This window comes from Dellaglioa sp. CoH-56-MRSF-12 (assembly GCF_056782075.1).
In genome coordinates this window covers 1-273 of record NZ_JBXAYD010000093.1, presented here as the reverse complement: position 1 = coordinate 273, position 273 = coordinate 1, and the positions used below count along the sequence as shown (strand labels likewise).

Below are 273 nucleotides of genomic sequence, written 5' to 3'. Positions count from 1 at the left end.
AGTCAACGCAATCAGGATGCGAACATGTTGAAAGTCACCAAGGCCGTGTTCCCCGTTGCCGGTCTCGGCACGCGGTTCCTCCCGGCAACGAAGGCGAGCCCGAAGGAAATGCTGCCCGTCGTCGACAAGCCGCTGATTCAGTACGCGGTCGAGGAAGCGATCAACGCCGGTATCACCGAGATGATCTTCGTCACCGGGCGCAGCAAGCGCGCGATCGAGGATCATTTCGACAAGTCGTACGAGATCGAGGCCGAACTCGAGGCGCGCGGCAAG

The 273-nt window shown here is 60.8% G+C and carries 1 protein-coding gene; it reads left to right on the top strand.

Annotated elements, in window-relative coordinates:
* Window positions 1-24 precede the first annotated feature (24 nt).
* A partial coding sequence (locus AC1RPY_RS07890) for a sugar phosphate nucleotidyltransferase (RefSeq protein WP_481763133.1) occupies window positions 25-273 on the top strand: 249 nt, incomplete at its 3' end.